Origin of the sequence: Cellulosimicrobium arenosum, from assembly GCF_014837295.1 — a bacterium.
GTDB classification, from domain to species: domain Bacteria; phylum Actinomycetota; class Actinomycetes; order Actinomycetales; family Cellulomonadaceae; genus Cellulosimicrobium; species Cellulosimicrobium arenosum.
The window spans coordinates 83,945-104,321 of sequence record NZ_JACYHB010000003.1 but is presented as its reverse complement, the minus strand read 5'-3'; the positions used below and the strand labels follow the sequence as shown (position 1 = coordinate 104,321).

Annotated in this window: 25 protein-coding genes and 1 riboswitch; of the genes, 11 read left to right on the top strand and 14 right to left on the bottom strand. The window is 73.1% G+C overall.

Annotated features, from left to right (window positions below):
- The first annotated feature begins 17 nt into the window (after positions 1 to 17).
- Complete coding sequence (locus IF651_RS04995) at positions 18 to 1,613, top strand: ATP-dependent DNA ligase (protein WP_191828003.1); 1,596 nt, start codon at positions 18 to 20, stop codon at positions 1,611 to 1,613.
- Positions 1,614 to 1,655: 42 nt separating this feature from the next.
- Here the strand turns inward: IF651_RS04995 and IF651_RS04990 are convergent, their stop codons facing one another.
- Entirely contained in the window at positions 1,656 to 2,063 is a 408-nt protein-coding gene (locus tag IF651_RS04990; protein WP_191828002.1) for an ATP-binding protein, read from the bottom strand.
- 112 nt (positions 2,064 to 2,175) lie between these two features.
- The gene (locus IF651_RS04985) at positions 2,176 to 3,363 is read right to left on the bottom strand and encodes a winged helix DNA-binding domain-containing protein (RefSeq protein WP_338403777.1); all 1,188 of its coding nucleotides are present in this window, start codon (positions 3,361 to 3,363) and stop codon (positions 2,176 to 2,178) included.
- A 112-nt stretch (positions 3,364 to 3,475) separates the two neighbouring features.
- Between IF651_RS04985 and IF651_RS04980 the strand changes: the two genes are divergently transcribed.
- A complete protein-coding gene (locus IF651_RS04980; protein WP_191828001.1) occupies positions 3,476 to 3,649 on the top strand; it encodes a hypothetical protein in 174 nt (57 codons plus the stop codon).
- 62 nt (positions 3,650 to 3,711) lie between these two features.
- On the opposite strand, the gene IF651_RS04975 is transcribed toward IF651_RS04980, so the two are convergent.
- Both IF651_RS04975 and IF651_RS04970 read right to left on the bottom strand, forming a co-directional pair.
- Positions 3,712 to 4,344, bottom strand: coding sequence for a VOC family protein (locus IF651_RS04975; protein ID WP_191828000.1), 633 nt, complete (start codon positions 4,342 to 4,344; stop codon positions 3,712 to 3,714).
- A 117-nt stretch (positions 4,345 to 4,461) separates the two neighbouring features.
- Positions 4,462 to 5,787, bottom strand: a complete 1,326-nt coding sequence (locus IF651_RS04970; protein ID WP_338403776.1) for an APC family permease — start codon at positions 5,785 to 5,787, stop codon at positions 4,462 to 4,464.
- Between the two features lie 98 nt (positions 5,788 to 5,885).
- Here IF651_RS04970 and IF651_RS04965 point away from each other — a divergent pair, with 98 nt between their 5' ends.
- The gene (locus IF651_RS04965) at positions 5,886 to 6,842 is read left to right on the top strand and encodes a DJ-1/PfpI family protein (RefSeq protein ID WP_191827998.1); all 957 of its coding nucleotides are present in this window, start codon (positions 5,886 to 5,888) and stop codon (positions 6,840 to 6,842) included.
- Positions 6,843 to 7,013: 171 nt separating this feature from the next.
- On the top strand, positions 7,014 to 8,012 hold the full coding sequence (gap, locus tag IF651_RS04960; protein ID WP_191827997.1) for a type I glyceraldehyde-3-phosphate dehydrogenase: 999 nt from the start codon (positions 7,014 to 7,016) through the stop codon (positions 8,010 to 8,012).
- Between the two features lie 21 nt (positions 8,013 to 8,033).
- On the opposite strand, the gene IF651_RS04955 is transcribed toward gap, so the two are convergent.
- Positions 8,034 to 8,363 (bottom strand): ArsR/SmtB family transcription factor, encoded by a 330-nt coding sequence (locus IF651_RS04955; protein WP_191827996.1) that lies wholly within the window; start codon positions 8,361 to 8,363, stop codon positions 8,034 to 8,036.
- Between the two features lie 8 nt (positions 8,364 to 8,371).
- Positions 8,372 to 8,845 (bottom strand): SRPBCC domain-containing protein, encoded by a 474-nt coding sequence (locus IF651_RS04950; RefSeq protein WP_191827995.1) that lies wholly within the window; start codon positions 8,843 to 8,845, stop codon positions 8,372 to 8,374.
- 176 nt (positions 8,846 to 9,021) lie between these two features.
- On the opposite strand from IF651_RS04950, the gene IF651_RS04945 reads away from it, so the two are divergent.
- Positions 9,022 to 9,729: a nucleotidyl transferase AbiEii/AbiGii toxin family protein gene (locus IF651_RS04945; RefSeq protein WP_191827994.1), complete on the top strand. Its 708-nt coding sequence runs from the start codon at positions 9,022 to 9,024 to the stop codon at positions 9,727 to 9,729.
- A gap of 1 nt (position 9,730) precedes the next feature.
- Entirely contained in the window at positions 9,731 to 10,204 is a 474-nt protein-coding gene (locus tag IF651_RS04940) for a helix-turn-helix domain-containing protein (RefSeq protein ID WP_191827993.1), read from the top strand.
- Positions 10,205 to 10,237: 33 nt separating this feature from the next.
- Here the strand turns inward: IF651_RS04940 and IF651_RS04935 are convergent, their stop codons facing one another.
- Genes IF651_RS04935 through IF651_RS04925 form a run of 3 tightly spaced genes read right to left on the bottom strand, consistent with a single transcriptional unit; the run spans position 10,238 to position 11,627 of the window.
- On the bottom strand, positions 10,238 to 10,612 hold the full coding sequence (locus tag IF651_RS04935) for a fluoride efflux transporter FluC (RefSeq protein ID WP_338403775.1): 375 nt from the start codon (positions 10,610 to 10,612) through the stop codon (positions 10,238 to 10,240).
- A complete protein-coding gene (locus IF651_RS04930; protein WP_191827992.1) occupies positions 10,609 to 11,076 on the bottom strand; it encodes a CrcB family protein in 468 nt (155 codons plus the stop codon). Before IF651_RS04930 ends, IF651_RS04935 begins: the two co-directional genes overlap by 4 nt.
- Positions 11,064 to 11,627, bottom strand: a complete 564-nt coding sequence (locus IF651_RS04925; RefSeq protein ID WP_191827991.1) for a universal stress protein — start codon at positions 11,625 to 11,627, stop codon at positions 11,064 to 11,066. The genes IF651_RS04930 and IF651_RS04925 overlap by 13 nt, the downstream gene beginning before the upstream one ends.
- Before the next feature lie 43 nt (positions 11,628 to 11,670).
- A riboswitch (Fluoride riboswitch) is annotated at positions 11,671 to 11,750 on the bottom strand.
- A gap of 78 nt (positions 11,751 to 11,828) precedes the next feature.
- On the opposite strand from IF651_RS04925, the gene IF651_RS04920 reads away from it, so the two are divergent.
- The 4 genes from IF651_RS04920 to IF651_RS04905 all read left to right on the top strand — a co-directional run bounded on the left by IF651_RS04920 (position 11,829) and on the right by IF651_RS04905 (position 15,111).
- A complete protein-coding gene (locus IF651_RS04920; RefSeq protein ID WP_191827990.1) occupies positions 11,829 to 12,764 on the top strand; it encodes a hypothetical protein in 936 nt (311 codons plus the stop codon).
- Positions 12,761 to 13,147, top strand: a complete 387-nt coding sequence (locus IF651_RS04915) for a GntR family transcriptional regulator (RefSeq protein ID WP_191827989.1) — start codon at positions 12,761 to 12,763, stop codon at positions 13,145 to 13,147. Before IF651_RS04920 ends, IF651_RS04915 begins: the two co-directional genes overlap by 4 nt.
- A 176-nt stretch (positions 13,148 to 13,323) precedes the next feature.
- On the top strand, positions 13,324 to 14,280 hold the full coding sequence (locus IF651_RS04910; RefSeq protein ID WP_191827988.1) for a DUF1254 domain-containing protein: 957 nt from the start codon (positions 13,324 to 13,326) through the stop codon (positions 14,278 to 14,280).
- Between the two features lie 171 nt (positions 14,281 to 14,451).
- Positions 14,452 to 15,111, top strand: coding sequence for a fasciclin domain-containing protein (locus tag IF651_RS04905; RefSeq protein WP_191827987.1), 660 nt, complete (start codon positions 14,452 to 14,454; stop codon positions 15,109 to 15,111).
- 96 nt (positions 15,112 to 15,207) lie between these two features.
- Here the strand turns inward: IF651_RS04905 and IF651_RS04900 are convergent, their stop codons facing one another.
- The 5 genes from IF651_RS04900 to IF651_RS04880 all read right to left on the bottom strand — a co-directional run bounded on the left by IF651_RS04900 (position 15,208) and on the right by IF651_RS04880 (position 18,394).
- On the bottom strand, positions 15,208 to 16,695 hold the full coding sequence (locus IF651_RS04900; protein WP_191827986.1) for an MFS transporter: 1,488 nt from the start codon (positions 16,693 to 16,695) through the stop codon (positions 15,208 to 15,210).
- Positions 16,692 to 17,261 (bottom strand): helix-turn-helix transcriptional regulator, encoded by a 570-nt coding sequence (locus IF651_RS04895; RefSeq protein ID WP_191827985.1) that lies wholly within the window; start codon positions 17,259 to 17,261, stop codon positions 16,692 to 16,694. The genes IF651_RS04900 and IF651_RS04895 overlap by 4 nt, the downstream gene beginning before the upstream one ends.
- A 128-nt stretch (positions 17,262 to 17,389) precedes the next feature.
- Complete coding sequence (locus IF651_RS04890; protein WP_191827984.1) at positions 17,390 to 17,725, bottom strand: SdpI family protein; 336 nt, start codon at positions 17,723 to 17,725, stop codon at positions 17,390 to 17,392.
- On the bottom strand, positions 17,725 to 17,973 hold the full coding sequence (locus tag IF651_RS04885; protein WP_191827983.1) for a helix-turn-helix domain-containing protein: 249 nt from the start codon (positions 17,971 to 17,973) through the stop codon (positions 17,725 to 17,727). The genes IF651_RS04890 and IF651_RS04885 overlap by 1 nt, the downstream gene beginning before the upstream one ends.
- Complete coding sequence (locus IF651_RS04880) at positions 17,966 to 18,394, bottom strand: hypothetical protein (RefSeq protein WP_191827982.1); 429 nt, start codon at positions 18,392 to 18,394, stop codon at positions 17,966 to 17,968. The genes IF651_RS04885 and IF651_RS04880 overlap by 8 nt, the downstream gene beginning before the upstream one ends.
- Positions 18,395 to 18,755: 361 nt before the next feature.
- On the opposite strand from IF651_RS04880, the gene IF651_RS04875 reads away from it, so the two are divergent.
- Entirely contained in the window at positions 18,756 to 20,330 is a 1,575-nt protein-coding gene (locus tag IF651_RS04875; RefSeq protein ID WP_191827981.1) for a CotH kinase family protein, read from the top strand.
- The last annotated feature ends 47 nt before the right edge of the window (positions 20,331 to 20,377 follow it).

Below are 20,377 nucleotides of genomic sequence, written 5' to 3'. Positions count from 1 at the left end.
CGGCGTCAGGATGGAGCATGCTGCTCGCCGAGGTCGCCGCCACGTCCGACGCCGTCGCCGCCACCCGCTCGCGGCTCGCCAAGCGCGCGGCGATCGCCGACCTGCTCCGCCGCGCCGCTCGTGCGGTCGGCGAGGACGTCGAGATCGCCGTCGCGTACCTCGCCGGAGAGCTGCGACAGCGCCGCACGGGGCTCGGGTGGCGCTCGCTGCGCGAGCTGCCGCCTCCGGCGGCGGAGCCGTCGCTCACGCTCGTCGCGGTCGACGCGGCGTTCGCGCGCATGGCCGACCTCTCGGGTCCCGGCTCGGGGACGGCGCGCCAGGAAGCTGCCACCACGCTGTTCGGTGCGGCGACCGCGCCCGAGCAGAAGCTCCTGGCGGGCCTCGTCTCGGGCGAGCTGCGGCAGGGCGCTCTGGACTCGGTCGTGGTCGACGCCGTCGCGGAGGCCGCGGGGGTACCCGCGGAGGCGGTGCGTCGCGCCGTGATGCTGCGGGGCGCGACGGGTCCGGTGGCGAGTGCCGCGCTCGCGGCGGACCGTCGCGACGAGGCGCTCGCCTCGCTCGCGGGCTTCACGCTCGAGGTCGGCCGCCCCGTGCGGCCGATGCTCGCCGCCTCGGCACCGGACGTCGCCGGGGCCTTCGAGAAGCTCCGCTCGCCGGGCGGTGACGGCGGACGCGCGGACGAGGTCGCGGTCGACGTCAAGCTCGACGGCATCAGGATCCAGGTGCACCGGGCCGAGGACGAGGTGCACGTCTTCACGCGCTCGCTCGACGACATCACCCCGCGCGTGCCCGGGATCGTCGCCGCGGTGCGTGCCCTGCCGGCCCGGATGCTCGTGCTCGACGGGGAGGCGCTCGTCGTCGGCGCGGACGGCGTCCCGCGGCCCTTCCAGGAGACGGCGGCACGCTCTGCGACGCGCGAGACCGAGCGCGCCGCCACGGGCGACGAGCAGCTCGCGCTCACCCCGTTCTTCTTCGACGTCCTGCACGTCGACGGCCGCGACCTGCTCGACGAGCCGTTGCGGGAGCGCCTCGCCGTGCTCGACGACCTGCTCGACGCCGCGGGCTCGGGCTCGGTCCTGGCCGTGCCACGTCTGGTGACCGAGGACACGGCGCAGGCGACGACCTTCTTCGAGGACGCCGTCGAGCAGGGGCAGGAAGGCGTCGTCGTGAAGTCGCTGGACGCGCCGTACGCGGCCGGGCGGCGCGGTGCCGGCTGGGTCAAGGTCAAGCCGCGCCACACGCTGGACCTCGTCGTGCTCGCCGTCGAGCACGGGTCGGGCCGGCGCAGCGGGTGGCTGTCGAACATCTGGCTCGGCGCGCGGGACCCGGACGGCGGGTTCGTCATGCTCGGCAAGACGTTCAAGGGGATGACGGACGAGACGCTCGAGTGGCAGACGCGGAGATTCCGCGAGCTGGAGACCTCGAGCGACGGGTACGTCGTGCACGTGCGCCCCGAGCAGGTGGTCGAGATCGCGTTCGACGGGCTGCAGCGCTCCACCCGGTACCCCGGCGGTCTCGCGCTGCGGTTCGCGCGCGTCGTGCGCTACCGCGACGACAAGTCCGCGGTCGAGGCGGACACCATCGCCACCGTGCGCGCCCTCGCGCAGCGGTGAGGGGGACGCTCCGGCGATGCCGTCACCGCGCGACGGCGTCGGTCACGTCGCGAAGGTGGCCCACACCGTCTTGACGTCGCCGTCCGTGTACCACCCGACGTCCAGGGACAGCTTGCGAGCGAGCCGGAGCCCCATCCCACCGGCCCCCGGCGCCCGCTCTCCGGCGATCAGCGGGACGGCGTCGGGCTCGCGGTCCGAGACCTCCAGGAGCCAGTAGCCCTCGTCCTTCGCGAGCCGTGCCCGGGTCGGCGGGCGCCCGTGCCGCAACGCGTTGGTCGCGAGCTCCGACGCGATCAGGACGAGCTTGTCCGGCGTCTCGCTGAGCCGGCCGTCGGGAGAGCTCTCGCCGCCCAGCACCGCACCGAGCTCCTCGCGCAGGCTCGACAGATGGTCGACCGACGACAGCTCCCACACCTTGACCGTCTCGCTCGACGCAGACGGCCGGGACATGGGAAGGCTGGGTTCAGTGATCGCGGTGTCCACGGTGGTCCTCAGGTGTCGGGTGTCGTCCGGGGCCCTCCCACCTTGGACCTCTTCTGCCGATCGCGCACGTCGCCGCTCGTCACGGCAGCGTCGACCCCTGGCGCGGCAGGCCGAGCATCCGCACCGAGCCGGGCGGGAGCTTCGCCCACCAGTGCCCGTACCGGGAGAACACCTCGGGGTCCCGGTCCGCGAGGAACCCCACGAGCGACCGCGCCTCGGCCTCGAGGGCGGGCCACGCGTCGTCGGGCACGGGGCGGTAGGTCGTGACCTCGATGCCCGCGCCGGCCGGTCGCCACACCCCGACGACGTACCCGTCGACGAGGACGCTCGGCAGGACGTCGCCGTTGGAGCGCGTGACCAGCGGTCGGACGTCCGGCGGGAGGACGCGGGAGCGGTCCGCGTAGGCGAGCAGCGTCTCGTCCCACATGCCCAGGAGCCGGGGCGGCGCCGGGACGTCCTCGTCGGGCCGTGGCGCGCCCGGGACGTCGAGCAGCTCGGCCCCGTCCGGTCCGGGGAAGCGGTCGAGCGCATCGCCGAGGGCCGCGACCGCGGCGCGGGCCCGGGCGCGCGGGACCAGCATGAACTGGGCGACGTCCGCGACCGACGCCGGTCCGAACCCCTCCAGATACCGCACGACGAGCGCGGGGAGGGCGGCGTCGAACGCCGGGTCGTCGCGCGGGAGCGCAGGGGTCCCGGCCGCGCGGTAGGTGGTCCGGGTCCCGAACGACCACGGGCCGCCCGTGGGGACGTGGTGCAGCGGCGCGAACGTGCGCAGCGCCCACCACGCGCCCCGCGGGATCTCCGGCACCCGCGCGTCGACCCACTGCTCCAGCTCGGCAGCCGTGCGCGGGGTCCCGGCGAACGCGAGGAGCTCGGGCACGAGCGCGTGCGCCTCGTCGATCGAGATGCCGCTGACCGCGAAGCGCGGGTCGTGCAGGCGCGAGCCCCGCAACGACGGCTGCATCGCCGTGTGCACGGTCTCGTAGTCGCCGGCGTGCACGAGGTGCAGGGCGATGCGCAGCAGCGACCCCTTCACGACGGTGCGGTCCGCGAGCGACGCGTCGAGGTCGGCCGGGTCGAAGCCCCCCACCCGGTTCCACAGCGCGACGTACGGCGACCGCGCGTGCTGGGCCTGCAGCGCGACGACGCGCCGTACGGCCTCGGGCACGGTGACGTCCTCGCGCGCGAGCAGGAGCTGGCGCGCGAGCGTCGCGCGGTTGAGCGCGCGGGCGGAGGGCGCTGACGGCACGGACCGTGCGGACGTCACGGGACGACTCTGCCGCGTCCGGGCCGCCCGCGCACGCTCTTGCCGGACCGTCGCCGCCGGAGGACGCTGGACCGGGCACAGCACGCCGGGACCTCACCGCGGAGAAGGCACCATGACGACCGGGCGAGAGCTGCTCGCCCGCCCGGGCGCTGCCGCGGCCGAGATGGGCACCGGCCGGGACATGGGGCCCGGCTGGCTCCCCGTGCGCCGGGACGCGATCGCCGACGACGCGCAGCTCGCGTCCTGGATCGCCGTCGCCCTGTCCGGGAGCGGCGGACCCGGGTGACCGTCGGACGCTTGCCCGACGTGACGCCAGGCCTGCGCGGCGCGCCCGTCGCGTCGGTCGGGTCAGCGCGGCGAGGCCCTCCACTCGAACCCGTCGGGGTCGACGAGGCTGCCGACGACGTCGCCGTGGACGACCAGCCGGTGCGAGCCGGAGCCGTCCGGGTCCACGCCCGCGTCCTTCGCGGCCGCGCGGCGCGTGTAGAGCGCGAGCCGGAGGGCCGAGCCGGGGGTGTCGAGCTCGACGTACCTGCTCCCGAAGCTCTTGCCCACCGCGAGACCGTGGTCGGCGTAGAACTGCTTGGACGCCCGGACGTCCTGCACGCCGAGCAGCAGCACGACGTCGTCGACCTCGCGCGTGGCGGGGCCGCTGTCCTTCTTCGCCGACGACGCGACCTTCCAGATCGCGCCGTCCGGCGCGCGGACGACGCCGCCGTACCCCCAGAAGCTCTTCGCGACCGGCTTGAGCACGGTCGCGCCGGCGTCGAGCGCCGTGCCGACCAGGCTGTCGACGGTGCTCGGCTGCGCGACCACGAGCGACAGCGTGAAACCGCGGAAGCCCGACGTCGGCGCATCCGCCTCCCGGACGCGGACGGTGTCGCCGAGCCCGAAGGCTTCGGCGTAGAAGGCCTCCGCGGAGGCGGCGTCGGCCACCTCGAGGGTGACGTGGTCGATGGCGGTGCGGTGCGTGGTGTCCATGCGAGGAACAGTAGGAGCGACCAGGCGGCGCGTGCTTCTCGATTCCTGACCGGTCACCGGGAGCGCCGACACGGCGGAGGAACTCAGCAGGAATGACGGACCGAGCTCGTCCTGGCGTCAGTCGCCGTCCTCGCCGGTGCGAGCACCGGCCCGGCGGCCGACGAGGCGTGTGACCAGGTAGAGCACGACTCCGACGAGCACCAGCGCCCCCGCTCGGAGCCAGGTCTGCTGGGCCTGCTGGGTCAGCAGCAGGACGCAGCTCGCCGCCCCGAGCACCGGGACGACGGTCGCGACGCGGAAGTGGCCCTCGTCGACGGTGTCCCGCCGCAGGACCAGGACCGCGATGTTCGTGCTGAGGAAGACGAAGAGGAGCAGGAGGACGACCGTCTCGGCGAGCGCACCGAGGTCACCCGTGAAGACCAGGGCCATCGCGACGACGGTCGTCGCGATGATGGCGACCCACGGGGTCCTGCGGCCGGGCAGCACGCGCGCCAGGCCGGCGGGGAGCAACCCCTGCCGGGCCATGCCGTACGTGAGGCGGCTCGCCATGATCATCGTCAGGAGGGCTCCGTTGGCCACCGCGACGAGGGCCACCACGGCGAAGACCTCCTCCGGCACGACGTCGGCCACCCTGACCACCTCGAGGAGCGGGCCGGTCGAGCCGGCGAGCTGTTCCGGGGTCGTCACGGCGACGGCAGCGACGCCCACCGCGACGTAGACGATCCCGGCAGTGGTCAGAGCCCCGAACAGCGCGCGCGGATACACACGGCGGACGTCCTTGACCTCCTCGGCCAGGTTGGCGGAGGTCTCGAAGCCGACGAACGAGTAGTACGCGATGAGCGAGGCGGAGAGGACGGCGACCGCGGGCGCGGTGCCCTCGGTGAGCTCGAGCGCTCTCCCGGGCTCGGCCTCCCCGCGCGTGAAGACCATGATCGCGAGCACGACGATCAGCACGAGGCCAGACAGCTCGATCGCGGTCATCGCCACGTTGGCCCGCAAGGACTCCTGGATGCCCCGGGCGTTGAGCGCGGCGACGAGCAGCAGGAAGGTCAGCGCCACCGGGATGACCGGGAGGTCGACGAACGACCCGAAGTAGTCACCGGCGAAGGCGAGCGACAGCCCGGCGGCGCTCGTCACCCCTGCGGCGAGCATGCAGAAGCCCACGAGGAAGGACACGACGGGCACCTTGAAGGCACGCTCCGCGAACACCGCGGCGCCGCCGGCGGCCGGGTACTTCGTGACGAGCTCCGCGTACGAGCCCGCGGTGAGCAACGAGAGCCCGAGGGCGACGAGCAGCGGGAGCCAGACCGCGCCTCCCACCTTCCCGGCCATCTCCCCGACGAGAGCGTAGACACCCGCCCCCAGCACGTCGCCGAGGATGAAGACGTAGAGCAGGCGGCCACCGACCGAGCGGGAGAGGGGCGTCGTCGTCTCGGTCGTCACCACGGCACGCTCGCACTGCTCCGGCCCGCTCGCGACCCCGAGCGACCGCGGAGTCGGCGAGCCCGAGCAGCGACGTGGCCGGCGCCTAGGATCCTGGTGTGACCGGGGCGAGCAGGACGAACCACCAGATCGCCGTGCTCGTGCTCGAGGGGGCCAAGCCGCTCGACGTCGGGATCCCCGCGCAGGTGTTCTCCCGCCGGCCGAGCATGCCGTACGAGGTGCGGGTCTGCGGTGCCGCGCCCGGGCTCGTGACGGGCGGCGACGGCCTGTCGTACCACGTGGCCGAGGGGCTGGACGCGCTCGAGCGCGCGGACACCGTGTTCGTCCCGGGGTACCGGAACCCGGCGGACGCCGACCCGCCCGCCGTCGTCGTCGACGCGCTCCGGGACGCCCACGCGCGCGGGGCCCGGCTCGCGGCCATCTCGACCGGGGCCTTCGCGCTCGCGGCGACAGGCCTGCTCGACGGCCGGCGCGCGACGACCCACTGGCACTACACCCGGGCGCTGCGCGAGAAGCACCCGCTCGTGCGGGTGGACGAGAACGTGCTGTTCGTCGACGAGGGCGGCGTGCTGACGTCGGCGGGCGCGGCGTCGGGCATCGACCTCTGCCTGCACCTGGTGCGGCGCGACCACGGCGTCGGGCTCTCGAACCACGTGGCCCGGCGGCTGGTCGCCGCGCCGTACCGCAGCGGCGGTCAGGCGCAGTACGTGCCGCGCAGCGTCCCGGAACCGCTCGGCGACCTGTTCGCCGAGACGCGAGCGTGGGCGCTGGAGCACCTGGCCGAGCGACTGACCCTGGAGGTGCTCGCCGGCAACGCCCGCGTCTCCCCACGGACGTTCTCGCGGCGGTTCGTCGAGGAGACCGGGTACACGCCGATGCAGTGGGTGCTCCGGGCGCGGGTCGACCTCGCGCGCGAGCTGCTGGAGCGCAGCGACCTGGGCGTGGAGCACATCGCCCACCGGGTGGGGCTCGGCACCGCGGCGAACCTCCGCCTGCACTTCCACCGGATCCTCGGGACGTCCCCCACGGAGTATCGGCACACCTTCTCGGCCTGACTGTGGTGGGTCGCCCGACCGCCCTCATCGCACGAGCGAGAGCAGGGCGGGGCGAGATCCTTGCGACCGGTGGCGTCATGTCTGGCGACTTCCTTGCGCAGAGTGGCTCTCGAGCCACTGTCGACCGGTCGTGCCGCCGTCGAGCATGGATGACGACGAAAGGAACCCTCCATGACACGCATCGCCATCAACGGATTCGGCCGCATCGGCCGCAACACCCTGCGCGCCCTGCTCGAGCGCGACAGCGACCTCGACGTCGTCGCGATCAACGACCTCACCGCCCCCGATGCTCTCGCCCACCTGCTGCGCTACGACAGCGCGCTCGGCCGCCTCGGCCGGCCCGTCGAGGTCGACGGAAGCGACCTCGTGGTCGACGGGCGACGCATCACGGTCCTGGGCGAGCGCGAGCCCGCCGGCCTGCCGTGGGCGGACCTCGGCGTCGACATCGTGCTCGAGTCCACCGGCCGGTTCACCTCGGCCGACGCCGCCCGTGGCCATCTCGACGCCGGCGCCCGACGCGTGCTGGTCAGCGCGCCGTCCGCGGGCGCCGACGTCACGCTCGCCTACGGCGTGAACACGGACGCCTACGACCCGGCGCGGCACGTGATCGTCTCCGACGCGTCGTGCACCACCAACGCGCTCGCCCCGCTCGCGGCCGTGCTCGACGACCTCGCGGGCATCGAGCACGGCTTCATGACGACCGTGCACGCGTACACCCAGGAGCAGAACTTGCAGGACGGCCCGCACCGGGACCTGCGCCGGGCCCGGGCAGCCGCCGTCAACATCGCCCCGACCACGACCGGCGCCGCGAAGGCCATCGGTCTGGTGCTCCCGAGCCTCGCGGGCAGGCTGTCCGGCGACTCGATCCGCGTGCCCGTACCCGTGGGCTCGCTCGTGGAGCTCAACACCACCGTGGCCCGCGAGGTCTCGCGCGACGACGTGCTCGCGGCCTACCGCGCCGCGGCCGACGGCGGGCTGCGCGGGATCCTCGACTACTCCGACGAGCCGCTGGTCTCCAGCGACATCGCGGGCCAGCCGGCGTCGGCGATCTTCGACGCCGAGCTGACCCGCGTGGACGGCCGGCACGTCAAGGTCGTCGCCTGGTACGACAACGAGTGGGGCTTCTCGAACCGCGTCGTCGACACGCTCGAGCTGCTCGCACGCGAGTGAGCGCTGGGCACCGGCGCGCGGCTACGGCGTCTCGGCGAGTCGCTTGATCGCCGCCAGGCGACGGTCCCACTGCGCACCGATCGTCTCGAGCGCCCTCGCGGTCTCGGCCAGCCGGGCGCCGAGCGCGCGGTAGCGCACCTCGCGACCGACCCGGACGGGTTCGACGAGGCCGACCTCCGCCAGCACCGCGAGGTGCTTGGCGATGGCCTGGCGGCTGACGGGCAGGATCGCCGCCAGGCCGGAGGCCGAGAGCTCGGCGCGGCCGAGCTCGGCGAGGATCTGCCAGCGTGTGTCGTCCGCGAGCGCCGAGAACACGGGCGTGAGCGTCGCCGCGGGCGGTGTCCCTGTCATGGCGACGGTCACGCGACCGTCGCCGAGTCGAGGAACGCGACGAGCTCGTCGAGCTCGGCGGTCCAGCCCTGGCGGTTGTCGTCCATGGCGGCGCGCGGGTCGGCGAGGTGCTCGAACCCGGTCTCGACGACGCTCAGGACGGTGGCGGCGCCGTCGGGCACGAGCGTGAACCGGGCGACGGTGGAGTTGTCGACCCGCAGCTCCTCGCCCACGGATGCGCCCCACCGGAACGCGAGGACGGCCGGCTCGTCGTACTCCTCGATCCGGACGCCGACGTCGCCGTACCCGTCGAACCCGAAGACGCCCTCTCCGCCCACGCGCAGGTCGGGCAGCGTGGTCCGCTGCCCGAACCACTGGCTGATGAGGTCCTCCTGCGTGAGCGCCGCCCACACGCGCGCGGGCGGGGCCTCGATGCGGAGCGTGCGCGTGACCTGGAACTGCTCGGCGTCGATGACGGCGCCGCTCTGGTCGGTGTCGGTCATGGTCGTTCCTCTCACGGGTTGCCAAGGGCTTGAGTGCAACTCGCTAGTTGCACCCGTACCGCTGCATCGCAACCGCTAGGTTGCACTCATCGCTCGGTCGCGAAACAGATCCTCGAGTATGGTTATCTCATCAGATAAGGAACATCGGTACGGTTGGTTGGCGAGGGGAGCGTGAGATGCAGGAGGAGCCCGGCGACGCCCGCACGGACGTCCCGCCGTTCGACGACCTGCTCGAGTCGGCGGCGAGGCTTCAGGAACTCGTCCCCGACGCAGTGCTCGTCGGCGGAACCGCCGCTGCTCTGCACGCCGGACACCGCGTCTCGGTCGACCACGACCATGTGCTCGGGGATCTCCGCGACCGCTTCGACATCGTCCTCGAAGCACTGGAGCGCGAGGGCGAGTGGGTCACCAACCGGGTCAGGGCCGGCAAGATCATCCTCGGAGAGCTCGGGGACATCGAGGCGGGAGTGCGCCAGCTCATCCGGACCCGACCGCTGGAGACGGAACGCCACCGACTCCCGTCCGGGCGCGTGCTGACCGTCCCGACGTTCGACGAGACGTTGCGTGTGAAGGCCTTCCTGATCGTCAAGCGCAACCAGACCCGTGACTATCTCGACGTCGCCGCGCTGTCGGTCCACTCCGGCGTCGAGCATGCCGCGCGCGTCCTGGCCCGGATCGACGACTACTACAGCGACCAGGTCCACGACGAGGGGCCGGTCTCGACCCAGGTCGCGATCCAGCTCGCGGCCCCCCGACCGAAGGACGCCTCCGTGACCCGCCGCCTCTCGACCTACAAGGCGTTGGACCGGCGCTGGTGGTCGTGGCAGAGCACGGTGGAGGTCTGCCACGACGTCGCACGTGAGATGACGAGGGCGGTGCGCTGACATGGCACTCCGATTCCGCAACATCGACGTGAGCCCCGACGACCCTGTCGAGACCTGGGGGGTCGACGGGCTCGCGACCGCGATCGAGCGCGGCTACCTCGTGCACTGGCGACGCATCGCCCGAGCCGTCGAGACCGCGCCGGACGGCCCGGTGTCCCGGGACCTCGAGGAGGCGCTCGCCATCGTCGAGCCGGACAGCGCGGCAGCGAGTCTCTTGCGCGACGTCCTGCACGACGCGGGGTCCGGGGAGCGGTTGCGCGTCGCTCGGCTCGTCCGCCGTGCCGTGCGCCGCTCCGGTGTGACTGCCGCGCAGTTCGCCGACGAGGCCGGGACGTCCGCGTCGAGGCTGTCCACGTACGCCAGCGGGAAGGTCGTGCCGTCCGCGACGACCCTCCTGCGCATCGAGGACACGGGTGAGCGTCTGGCGGCTCGCACCCCGCTCGCCGCAGGCGCCTGGGCCGTCGGCGAGACGTAGCCCGGAGCCGGCCCCCGGCGTCTCGGTAGACCGTCAGGACGCCAGCGCGATCCCAGCGAGCGCCGCGAGGAGCCCGGCGACGAGCATGCCCGCCGGGTGCAGCACCGCCGCGAGGCCGCGCCCCGCGAGCAGCAGGCGCGCCGCCTCGACGCTCGCGGTGCTGAACGTCGAGTAGCCGCCGAGGAACCCGGTACCGAGCACCGCGGCGAGCCCGTCGCCACCCGGGTGGCTCGATCCCCACCCCGTCACCAGCCCGAGCAGCAGGCACGCGCTGACGTTGACGACGATCGTGCCGAGCGGCGTCGACAGCCGGTTGTGCCGCGCGACGAGCGTGTCGACGAGGAAGCGCGACGCCGCCCCGAGGCCCCCTGCCACCGCGACCAGGACCCAGTCCAGCGCCCCGCTCACGCGCCCGCTCCCTCGGGCCGCACGCCCGCCCGGCGGCGTCGGGCCCGTGCGGCGGCGAGCGCGATGCCCGCGCACGCCGCGCCGATCCCCACGACGACGCTCACCAGCGCGTACGCGACGCCGAGCGGCGCGTGCCCGCCCGTGAGCAGGCGCTCGGCCTCGACGACGAACGTGCTGTACGTCGTGAACCCGCCGAGAACGCCCGTGCCGCACCCGAGGCGCACGCCCCGCCGCCACCCGGAGTCCGGGCCCGACCGCACGAGCGTCTCGAGCAGGGCGCCGAGTGCGAACGACCCGACGACGTTGATCGCGAACGTCGTCCACGGCCAGGATCCCGGGACCGGCGCGAGCACGTGCTCGAGCAGGGCGCGCACCGTCGCACCGACCGCGCCACCGAGCGCGACGAGACCCGCGAGCGCGACCAACGACGGCCGACGGCGCGTGGCCGGGTTCAGCGCTCCCACGGCGTCCGCAGCTCCTTCCAGTCCACGACCGACAGCGGCACGGTGAGCACCGGCCGGTGCTGGTGGTGGGCGAGGTGGACCGCGACCGAGCCCTCCACCACCTCGCGCAGCCGGGCACCCGCGCCCGGCGCGCGCGTCCCGACGACGATCACCGCGGCGTCGACCGCCCGCGCGAGATGGGTCAGCGCCCGGTCGGGACGGCCGGCGAGGTAGTGCAGCGTCCAGGGTGGGCCACCGCCATCGCCACCGGCCTCACCGAGAGCCCGGCCGAGCGCCGCCCGGAGCGCGGCGTGGGCGTCCTGCCACGCGTCGCCGGCGGCGTCCGGGTCGATCGACGCATGCACCACCGACCCGTCTGCCCGCTCCTCGACGACGTACCGGGACGTGTCCGCGAACGCGAGGTGCAGCGTCGCGCCGACCGCACCGGCCAGCGACGCGGCCGTGCGGACGACGAGCGGGTCCTGGTCGGGGTGGACACCGACGACGACGGGGTGCGCCGCGAACGGCACCATCCGGTCGAGGGCCGGCTGCGGGACGGGCCTGGAGCCCATGGCGGACCACCTTCCGCGGGCAGCGGCCTGCCCGCCGACGTGCGACGAGACAGGAACCATCAGCCGGACGGCGGTTCGAGCAGGACGAGCCCTGCTCAGGCGGGATCCATCGCCGTCCGCCGAGTCTAGGCCCAGTGTTGACGAAGGACGCCCGGATGGCCCATAGTGCATAGATCATGTTCAATACTCAAAGGAGATGACGTGAGCTCGATACTCCGGACGACGTCTCTCGCGACCGCTGTCGCGGTACTCGTCGTCGTCTCGCTGATCGGGGCGGTCGCGCTGTGGCGGGACGGCCGTCGCGCCGTCGAGACGTCCGCGGCCGCACGACGGGCGGTCCGGCACTCAGCCCTCACGGCCGGTGTCGCTGCGGTCCCGCTCGCCTTCGGGATCTGCTTCGTCCCGGTGTACTACGCCGCCGGTACCTCCGCGCTCACGGGGCACCTCGCGGCGGCGCTCCCGACCGTGTCACTGCTCGGCCTGCTGGCCGTCCACGCCGTGGGCGAGCTGACGTGGCCGCGGCCCCGTGGCGCCGAGCGTCGTGCACGGCTCGTCGCGCGGACCCCGGCGGACGTCGCGCCCGGCCGACTGCGGCAGACGACCCTCGCGTGGTGGGTCGCGCTCGTCGTCACCTCCCTGGCCCTCGGCCTGCTGGCCTCCGGTCCGCGGTGGCTCTCCGGAGCGGTCGACCTCGACCTCGTCCGCCCCACCACCCCGTTCCCGGGCTGGTCCTGGACCGTCCCGATCATGGTCACCACCACGCTCGCGGTCGTCGCCACCGCCCTGGTGCTCCGGCTGGTCGCCTCTCGGCCCGCCGTCGAGGACGTCTCCGACGAGTGGGACATGTGGCTGCGCCGCCGCGTCGCCCGCCGCATGCTGCGGTCGGTGCAGCTCGTGCTCGGGCTGACTCTCGCCGGACTCGTCGGCATGGCAGGAATCGCGCTGCGCTGGATCGGCCTCGCGAACGGCCTCTACGCCGGCCCGCCCGTGAGCCCGGGTCACGTCGCCGCGGGGAACGTCCTGCTCGTCGTCGGGCTCGCGACGGCCGTGGTCGCGCTCGCTCTCGCGTTCTGGCCGGCGCACGACCCCGCGCCGCAGCCCATCGAGCAGCCCGCAACACCGGCGGCTCGCGCATGAGCATCGCCGTCCGGATCGACCTCGACTCGTCGACCCCGCACTACGAGCAGCTGCGCGCCCAGATCGCCGCGCTGGTCACAGCGGGAGAACTCGCCGACGGGCAGCGCCTCCCCACGGTCCGCGCCCTGGCGAACGACCTCGGCATCGCGCCCGGCACCGTCGCGCGCACGTACCGCGACCTCGAGGCCGCCGGCCTGGTCACCAGCCGGCGGCGCGTCGGCACCCTGGTGACGGCGCCGGCGCCGACGCTCGACCGTGCCGCCGTCGCCGAGGCAGCGCAGCGGTTCGTCACGCTCGCGCACGACCACGCCCTCACCGACACCGAGATCCAGGACCTCGTCACCGCGACGCTGCTCAGATCACCGCGACCCATCACGCCGTGACGCCCGCAGGCCGCGCTCAGCCGACTCGTCCGACCGGTGGCGGCGTCCAGGTGCCGTCGAGGACGGGCCGCTACGGCGGCCAGTGCGCGACACTCCGGCTGCGTTGAGGGGCACCGCGGTCTAGCGTCCAGAGGGCGCCCGCGATCGCGGGACGACGTTCGTCGAGAGGAGACACCGTGCCCGCGCCCGTAAAGGTCACGTTCGACAGCTTCCCGCAGGCCGAGACGGCCGGGTACTTCCGCAAGCAGCTGCAGAAGGCGCCGGTCAACACCTACTTCCACAACCGGGTACCTGTGAACGTGGAGAACCAGGTGATCATCAGGTCCAACGTCGACCTCATCTACTCGTACGCCGTCGTGGACGTGTCGGAGGAGGCGACGTTCCATGTCGCGCGGTCGGAGGAGTACCAGATCGACCAGATCATCGACGAGAACCACTACACGGTCGGGGTCGTCTACCCGGGCGAGACGCTCACGCTGCGCCGGAGCGACCTGTCGAGCGGCACGCACGTGTACATCCTGGGCCGGACCGCGACCACGGGTGGCGTCGAGCGGGCGCACGAGCTGCAGGACGCGCGGCGGATCACGGCGGCGACCGCGAACCCGTACGTCGGCGTGGACTACGACCAGGAGAGCCTGGAGACGGTGCGCGCGGAGATCGAGTCGCGAGCCGCGGAAGCAGACTTCTCCAAGGGATTCGGGACGCCGCAGACCACCGAGCCGTTCCACCACGTGATGGCGTCCGAGCTCGGCTGGGGTGGTCTGCCTCCGCAGCACGCGCAGTACTACCAGGGCCGCACGACGGCGTCCGGGCACGATGCGTGGACGTTCCCCGTCCCGTCGCTGGACGACGACCACAACGGCTACTTCTCGGTCATCAAGTACGACGAGAAGGGCTGGCTCGACGTCGAGCGACCCTGCCTGTCCGGGCCCGAGCTCGCGCGCAACGACGACGGCACCATCACGGTCTGGTTCGGGGACGAGCGGGTGACGGGCAAGCCGAACGTCATCGAGACCACGGAGGGCCAGGAGTACTTCTTCGCCATCCGGCTCTACCGGCCGAAGGACGTCGACCAGACCCGAGCGTACGTCGCCGCGCTCGTCGACAACCCGGCAGCACCCGCGCAACCGTGACCCGGCCCACCTGAGAGATCCGACGCCCGGGCAACGCGATCGGCGCTCGGGGGCCGGCAGCGTGTCCGGTGCATCCGCGGAGGTGGCTCGCACGGAAGAGAGGGTGGACGCCGCCCGGTGTCCGACGGCGCTCGCGCCGTCCGCACGTGTGCACCACGAAGGGACTCGACGATGAACCTCCGACGCACTCTCCGGCGCTCCGCCGCCACCATGGGGGTCGCCCTGCTCGGCGCGACCGGCGCCCTGGTCGCCGCGCCGACTGCCGGCGCCGCCGACGCCGAGCCGGGCACCACCAGCCTGGCAGCCGTCCTCGCCGCCGACGGCGACACGTTCGACCGCAGCTGGTACGACTACGACATCCTGGACCAGGCGATCGCCACCGTCCTCGCGGCGAAGCCGGACAGCCCGGTCGCCGTCCTCGCCGACGGCACCGTCCCGCTCACGGCGTTCCTGCCGAACGACCGCGCGTTCCAGCTGCTCGCGTACGACCTGACGCACCGATGGCAGCGCACCGAGGAGGGCGTCCTGACGTCGCTCGCGGACGCGGTGGGGGTCGACGCCGTCGAGCAGGTCCTGCTCTACCACGTGGCCCCCGGAGCCACCATCGACTCGGCCACCGCGCTGCGGTCCGACGACGCGGTGCTGACCACCGCGCAGGGCGGCACGTTCCGCGTGGACTTGCTCTCGAAGAAGTACGCGCTGGTGCGCCTCGTCGACCAGGACCGCAACGACTGGAACCCGCTCCTCGTCCAGAGCAAGCTCGACCTCAACAAGGGCAACGTGCAGATCGCGCACGGCATCTCGCTGGTCCTGCGCCCGCTGGATCTCTGACGCCGCTCCGCCGAGATCGACCCGTGGGTTCCGAGATCGACCTTCTGCGGGTCGATCTCGGAGCGTGCGGGTCGATCTCGCGGGCGTGGCGATCGCTCAGCCGCGGGTGGGGGCGACCTTCTTCGGCAGGGTGAAGACCAGGAGGAAGGCGACGACGGCGAGCGCGGCGCTGACGCTCATCGCGACCGCCGCGCTGTGGGTGAAGCCCGCGGCCACGGCGTCGGGCGTGCGGCCCGTGAACGACAGCGTGCCGAACAGCACCGAGCCAATCACGGCGATGCCGACGGCGCTGCCGACGCGCTGCGAGACGTTGATGACGCCGCTCGCGGCGCCGGCCTCGGTCCGGTCGACCGTCGCGACGATGAACCCGGCGTTGGGCGCGATGAACAGGCCGTTGCCGACGCCCGCGAGGAACAGCGGCACGAGCAGCTGCCATCCCGTCAGGCCCGACCCGTCGCTGTTCGCCAGCACGAGCCACACCCAGGCGAGGCCGATCGCGACGAGCGCCGTGCCGATGACCAGGACGTTCCGACCGAGGCGCTGGGCCAGCCGACCGGACTGCGAGGAGCCGAGGATCGAGCCGATCGCGAACGGGACGGACACCAGGCCCGTCGCGAGCGCGGTGTGACCCAGCCCGGCCTGCCACAGGAGCGAGATCGAGAAGAAGATCGAGGTGAACGAGGCGAAGTAGACCAGCGCGAGGACGACGCCGCCCGTGAACTGCGGGTGCGAGAACAGGTGCGGCGGCACCAGCGGCGTGCGCTCGGCTCGTGCCTCGCGGACCTCCCACGCGCCGAACACGACGAGCAGCAGCACGCCGATCCCGAGGGTGAGGTACGTCCACAGCGGCCAGCCCAGGTCCTGGCCCTCGATGAGCGGCACGAGGAGGGCAACCAGACCGGCTGCGAGGAGGAGGAGCCCGACCCAGTCGTTGCCGGCGCGCTGCCCGCTCTCCTTGGCACGGGGCAGCAGACGTGCCGCGGCCACGAGCGTCACGACGCCGATGGGCACGTTGACCAGGAACACCAGCCGCCAGCCGTTCTCGTCGCCGAACGCCTCGATGATCAGGCCGCCGATGATCGGTCCGAGCGCCGTCGAGACCCCGATGACCGACCCCATGATCGCGAACGCCTTGCCACGCACCGGCCCGGTGAACAGGAGCTGGATCATGGCGTACACGGCCGGGACGAAGATGCCGCCAGCGAGCCCCTGGACCACGCGGGCTACGACGAGCTGGAGGTCGTTCTGCGCGAGCCCGCACGCGACGCTCGCGACCGTGAACAGGGCGAGGCCGGTGAAGAACACCCACTTGTGCCCGACCCGGTCGCCGACGCGACCGGCCGGGATGAGGGCGAGCGCGAACGCGAGCGCGTACCCGGAGATGATCCACGACAGCGTCGCCTCGGACGAGCCCAGGCTCGTGCGGATCGTGGGGAGCGCGACGTTGACGATCGTCGTGTCGAGCAGCGCCATGAACATCCCGGCGAGCAGCACGACGAGCGCGAGCCAGGCGCTGCGTGGTGGTGCCTGGCCGGGGCGCGCGCCCGGGGTGCTGTCCGGGCGTGCGGCGGGGGCGTCGGTCATGGTCGGTGGTCCTTTCGGGCGAGCTCGTCGGCGACGATCTCGGGGAGGTTCTCGAGGAGTGCGGTGTGCCAGTCGATCTCGGCCTGCAGGCGCTCCGGCCGATGGGTCAGGACGAACTTCTCGCCCACCGTCAGGTACGGGAGCGCGTCCGCGCGGTACGCCTCGGCGGCCGCTCGCGCGGCCTCTAGCTCGGCGATCCGCTCCCGGAGCAGGGCAGGGATCTCGTCGAGCCGGTCGGCGTCGAGGCGCGCCATCGCCAGGTCGAACGGGTCGGGCCGTACGACGACGGCGCTGAAGGCGTCCGACCACTCGGCCCGGAGGGCGTTGCGACCGGCAGCGGTGATCTGCCAGACCTGCCGGGTCGGGTAGCCACCCTCCTGCTCGTGGCGCAGCTGGACGATCAGGTCGTCGTGGGCAAGGCGCTTGAGCGCGCCGTACAGGCTCCCGACGGTGATGTCGGTCCAGGAGGTGGCGTGCTCCTTCTCGGCGAGCAGGCGGAGCTGGTGCCCGTGCATGGGCCCGTGCTCGGCGAGCGCACCGAGGATGTACAGGCGGATCGACGACACGGAACTACTCTCGCACGAGTAGTCGTGCGCAAACGACCATCCGCCACGTGGCCTCCGTCACGCGGCCGACGGCCGTGCCCGGGCTACGGACGAGCGGCGACCGGGCTGCCGACTGCCGACTGCCGGCGCTAGGCGCGCCGTGCCGCGCGGTCGGCGACGACAGCCGCCACGACGACCGCTACGGCCTGCGCGCCGAGCAGCGTCAGTCCGGCGGCCTCCGGCGTGACGCCGTCGGGCATGCCCGCCAGCAGCACCACGACCCCCGCTGCCACCACGAGCACGGCGGCGACGCTCACCACCGGGAGCGCGGCCCGGTGCGCCGCCTCCCACGCGGCCTCGCTCCGCTGCGTCGCGGGCGTGCGGATCCCCGCGAGCCCGTTCGCCGGCAGCACGCCGCGCGCCGCCGCGAGGGTCATCGCCCACACGAGCACCGCGAGCCCCGTCGCCACCCACACCACTGCCATCAGTCCGTTCCTCCACGCGTCTCGTCGTCGCTCGTCTTGTCGTCGCCCGGTTCGTCGTCGCCCGGGTCGAACAGCGCGTCCACCGTGGTGCCGAAGGCCCGCGCCAGGCGGAACGCCAGCGGCAGGCTGGGATCGAACCGCCCTTGCTCGATCGAGATGATCGTGCGCCGCGACACCCCCACCCGTGCCGCTAGATCCGCCTGCGTGAGCCCGCCCCCCCGCCGCAGCTCCTGCACGTGGCTACGCACCGGCCCCGACCTCCGCGCGCCACGCGAGGCGCAAACGCACGGCCAGGTCCACCAGCACGACGACGAGCGCCGCCACGGGCAGCCAGCGCACGGTCGCGCCGTCGGACAGCGCGCACAGCAGGGCCAGGAGCGCCAGCACGCCCACCGCGTCCGCGCAGGTGCGCGACGCCGCGACCTGCCACGCGCGCTGCTCGACGGAGTCCGCGTCGGCCTCGGGCGACCCCGCCTCCGCGCCGAGCCCACCGAACGACCGGACGACCAGGTGGACCCCCGCCGCCACCGCGACGGCCAGGCCGAAGCCCACACCCCGCAAGGCGCCCGACCACGGGCTGCCGGGGTCGCCGGCAGCACCGAGCGCTCCCCCGGCCACGATCAGCACCGGCAGCACCCAGACGAGTGCACGCACAACTCTCTGCCTCATGACCGAAGTGAAACATACTTCACCCGCGACGTGAAATCACCTTCGCATGGGCAAACTGCCCGTACCGATCGACCTCATTCTGGCGAAGTGTGACACCGCTGTCACCGACAGGATCGGACAGAATTGATCACGATTCGAACACGGCGACGCGGAACCGCACCCGGGAGTGTGCCGCCACGCCGCCCGCGGAGCCAGGTGATCCACGCCGTCCGCACAGCGCCCGCACAGCGCCCGTTGGTCTGTTGTCCTCATGACGCCAGCGCCCCTTCCCTGCCGACCTGCGTGCGGGTTCTCCGCGACCGGCCGTCCGACCCGCCGCAGAGGGCTGGTCGCGACGTCGGCGGTCCTCAGCCTCGCACTGGTGACCGCGCTCGGGGCCTGTTCTCCGGGCGGTCAGGAGGGCACGTCGACCGGGGCGTCTGCCGGGAGCGCGTTCTTCGACACGTCGGCGGTCCACTCGATCGACGTCGAGTACTCCGAGGACGACTACCAGGCGATGCTCGACACGTACGCGGACTCCGGCGACAAGGACTGGATCCACGCCACGGTGACGATCGACGGGTCGACCTACAAGGGTGTCGGCCTGCGGCTCAAGGGCAACTCCAGCCTGCGCGGCCTCGGCGGCGAGGGCGGCGGACCCGGTGCGCAAGGCGCGCCGGGCACCGACGGCGGCGACGACGACGCGGCAGCCGACGACGACAGCACGGCCGGTGACGACGGTGCGGCCGGTAACGACGGCGCGACTGGCGACGGTGATGCAGCAGGCGACGGCGCTGCGCGCGGGACGATGCGCGACGAGCGTGACGGGACGGCGTCGGCCGACTCCCCTGAGGGGCTGCCGTGGCTGATCCGGCTCGACAAGTACGTGGACGATCAGCAGCACGACGGCCGGGCCGACTTCGTGGTGCGCGGCAACAACACCGAGTCGTCGCTGAACGAGGCCGTCGCGCTGCAGGTCCTGGCGCTCGCCGACGTGGAGGCCGAGCAGGCGTCGTACGCGCGGTTCAGCGTCAACGGCAGCGACGAGCAGCTCCGCCTGGTGCTCGACCTGCCCGACGACGACCTCTGGAACGAGGACGTCTACGACGGCACCGGGATCACGTACAAGGCCGACAGCGAGGGCGACTGGAGCTACCGGGGCGACGACCTCGCCGAGTACGCGGACGCGTTCGAGGCGAAGTACGACGGCACGGGCGCCTCGGATGACGAGGTGTACGCGCCGGTCGAGAAGCTTCTCGACTTCGTCAACAACTCCTCGGACGAGGACTTCGCCGCGAAGCTCGGCGACTATCTGGACGTCGACGAGCTCGCGCGCTACCTGGCGGTGCAGGACCTCGTGCAGAACTCCGACGACATCGACGGACCGGGCAACAACTCCTACCTCCACTACGACCCGGAGTCCGGTCTCTTCTCCGTCGTGGCCTGGGACCAGAACCTGTCCTACGGCGGGATGGGCGGCATGGGCGGAGGTATGGGCGGGCCAGGCGGCGGCATGGGCAGGCCCGGCGGCGGTCAGGGCGACGGCGGCGCGCGCGGCACCCCGCCCGAGGGCTACGAGCCCCCGGTCGGCCAGGGTCCGCCCGACGGGTTCGAGCCGCCCGACGGGGCCCAGATGCCGCAGGGCGGCGAGATGCCCGAGGGCTTCGAACCCCCGGACGGCGCCGGCGGCGCGGGTGGCGGGTTCGGCGGCAAGGAGAACGCGCTCGTGACGCGCTTCCTCGCGGACGACGACTTCTCCTCCCTGTACGACTCCGCCGTCGAGGACCTGTCCGCGTCCGTCTACGACAGCGGCGACGCGCAGAAGTACCTCGACGGCCTCGTCACGACCCTGACCGAGCAGGCGACCGACCTCGTTCCGGCCGAGACCGTCCAGGACGAGGCCGATTCGGTCGCCGGCTTCTTCTCCGACGACACGTCCCCGTCCACCGAGAAGTGAGCGACCGCCCCTGATCCGGCCGGATCAGGGGCGGAGGCTCACGTCTC